The organism is Kitasatospora sp. NPDC058218, assembly GCF_042882445.1.
GTDB lineage: Bacteria > Actinomycetota > Actinomycetes > Streptomycetales > Streptomycetaceae > Kitasatospora.
The window spans coordinates 1-3,158 of the sequence record NZ_JBHVWC010000153.1; the positions used below are offsets into that span (position 1 = coordinate 1).

Consider the following 3,158-nt stretch of genomic DNA (forward strand, 5'->3'; position numbering starts at 1 on the left):
GGCCGGCGCGGCGTCCCCGCCGCCCGGGCCGGCCGCCACCGCCGGCCGGCCCGGCGCGCCGACCAGCCGGCGCAGCAGCGGCGGCACCGAGCCGTTCCGGAAGGCGGTGCGAGCAGTGGCGACGTCGAGCTTCATCGCCACCAGGACCGGCTGGTCGGCGTGCAGGGCCGCGCTGAACATCGCCAGGCCGTCGGCGTCGGCGAGCGGGCTCACCCCGGAACGGCGCAGCCGGGTCAGGTCGGTGGCGTCCAGGTGGCCGGTCATGCCGCTGGCCCGCTCCCACAGGCCCCAGGCGATCGACTGGCCGGGCAGCCCGTCGGCACGGCGGCGCTGGGCGAGCGCGTCGAGGAAGGTGTTGGCCGCGGCGTAGTTGCCCTGGCCGGGGCCACCCAGGACGGCGGCCGAGGAGGAGAACAGCACGAAGGCGCCGAGATCCGCGTCCAGGGTCAGTTCGTGCAGGTGCCAGGCGGCGTCCACCTTCGGGCGCAGGACGGCCGCCAGCTGGGCCGGGGTCAGCGAGGCGATCACCGCGTCGTCGAGCACGCCGGCGGCGTGGACGACGGCGGTGAGCGGGTGGTCGGCCGGGATGCCGGCGAGGGCCTTCGCGAGGTCGTCGCGGTCGGCGGTGTCGCAGGCGGTGACCGTCACCCGGGCGCCCAGGGCGGTGAGTTCGGCGGTCAGCTCGGCGGCGCCCGGGGCCTCGGGGCCGCGCCGGCCGAGCAGCAGCAGGTGCTTCGCGCCGTGCTCGGTGACCAGGTGCCGGGCCACCATGGCGCCCAGTACGCCGGTGCCGCCGGTGATCAGCACCGTGCCCTCCGGGTCGGGTCCGGTGGGCATGGTGAGCACCACCTTGCCGACGTGCCGGGCCTGGCTCATGAAGCGGAACGCCTCCGTGGCGCGCCGCACGTCCCAGGTCCGCGCCGGGATCGGCCGGAGCACGCCGCGTTCGAACAGCGGCATCAGCTCGGCCGTCATCCGGCCGATCCGGTCGTAGCCGGCCTCGATCAGGTCGAACCAGAGGTAGGAGGTGCCGGGGTGGGCGGCGGTGACCTCGGCCGCGTCGCGGATGTCGGTCTTCCCCATCTCCACGAACCGGCCGCCGTCCGCGACCAGGCGCAGCGAGGCGTCGACGAACTCGTTGGCGAGGGAGTTCAGGACGACGTCCACGCCCCGGCCACCGGTGGCCTCCCGGACGTGCTGTTCGAAGTCGAGGCTCCGGGAGGAGGCGATCCGGTCCTCCGGGATGCCCAGGGCGCGCAGGGTCTCCCACTTGGCCGGGCTCGCCGTGGTGAACACCTCCGCGCCCAGGTGCCGGGCCAGCTGGATCGCGGCCATGCCCACGCCACCGGTCGCCGAGTGGATCAGCACCGATTCGCCGGCGGCGAGCCCGGCGAGGTCCACCAGGCCGTAGTAGGCGGTGAGGAAGGCGATCGGCACCGAGGCGCCCTCGGTGAACGTCCACTGCGGGGGCAGCGGGACGAGCAGCCGGTGGTCGACGACGGCGACCGGCCCGAACGAGCCGGGCACCATGCCCATCACCCGGTCCCCCGGCGCGAACCCGTCGACGTCGGCAGCGGTTTCCAGCACGACGCCGGCCGCCTCGCCGCCCATCACGTCCTGGTCGACCATGCCCAGCCCGAGCAGGACGTCACGGAAGTTCATGCCGGCGGCGCGCACGGCCATCCGGACCTGACCGGGGCCGAGCGGAGCGGCGGCCGCGGGGTGCGGGAGCAGGGCGAGGTTCTCCAGGGTGCCCTTGGCGGTGGTGTCCAGGCGCCAGTGCGACGTGTCCGCCGGGGGCTCCAACAGCCGGCCGGTGGCCGCTCGGACCAGCCGGGGGGCCAGCAGGACGCCGTCCCGTACGGCGAGTTGAGGTTCGTCGGCGTCGACGGCCCGGGTCAGCGCCCGGGCGAGGACGTCCCCCGGCCCGGGGGCGCGGTCGTCCAGGTCGAGCAGGGCGAAGCGGCCCGGGTGCTCGGTCTGGGCGGAGCGCAGCAGGCCCCAGAGCGGGGCGTGGACGAGGTCGCGCACATGCTCGCCGCCGGCGGCGGCCACCGCGCCGCGGGTGAGCAGGACCAGCCGCGAGGCCGCGAAGCGCTCGTCGGCGAGCCACTGCCGGAGGAGCGCCAGCACGTGCTCGGTGACCGCGCGTACGGCGGCGGGCGTGTCGGGCGACCCGGGGCCGGCGCAGGTGACCAGGACGGCGTCGGGCACGGTCGCGCCGGCCGCGACGGCCTCGGCGAGGGCGGGCAGGTCGGCGTACTCGCCGAGCCGGAGAGCGTCGGACAGGGCGAGGCGGTCGGGGCCGAGCAGCACCCAGCGCCCGGTCGCCGCCTCGGGGGAGGCCGGCAGCTCGGTCCACTCGACCCGCAGCAGCGGGTTGGCACCGCCGTCGCGGGCCGCCCGCACCTGGTCCCGGTCCACCGGGCGGCTCGCCAGCGAGGCCACCCGGGCCACGGGGGCGCCGGCGGCGTCGGCCACCGCGAGTGCCAGCCCCTCGGAGCCGGTGGGCGTCAGCCGGACCCGCAGCTCGGTCGCGCCGGTGGCGTGGAGCGTGACGCCGGTCCACGAGAACGGCAGCCGTACCTCGCCGGGCGAGGCGGCGGCAGCGGCGTGCAGGGCGGCGTCCAGCAGGGCGGGGTGCAGGCCGAACCGTGCGGCGCCGTCGTGCTGTTCCCGCGGCAGCCGCACCTCGGCGAGCAGGTCCTCGCCCTGTCGCCAGAGCGCCCGCAGGCCCTGGAAGGCCGGACCGTAGCCCAGGCCGTCCTCGGCCAGGCGGGGGTAGAGGCCCTCGATGTCCACCGCGACGGCGCCGGCGGGCGGCCAGGTGGCGAGGTCCCAGGCCGGCCGCTCGGCGCCGGTGGCCAGCACGCCGGTCGCGTGGCGGGCCCAGGGGGCGTCGGGATCGTCGGGGGTGTCGGGCGCGGAGTGGATGGCGAAGGTCCGCCGGCCGTCGTCGTCCGGCGCGCCGATGCGGACCTGGATCCGGACGGCGCCGTCCTCCGGGAGCAGCAGCGGGGCCTGGAGGGTGAGCTCGTCGAGGACGTCGCACCCGGTGTGGTCGCCGGCGTGGAGGGCGAGTTCGACGAGGGCGGTGCCGGGGAGGAGCGGGGTGTTCCAGACGGCGTGGTCGGCGAGCCAGGGGTGGTCGGCGAGGC

General features: G+C 77.0%; 1 protein-coding gene. It reads right to left on the reverse strand.

All coding sequences use genetic code 11. The features are described 5' to 3' along the window. The coding region (locus ACFVYI_RS42325) for an SDR family NAD(P)-dependent oxidoreductase (protein WP_387895439.1) at positions 1–3,158 on the reverse strand (3,158 nt) is incomplete at both ends.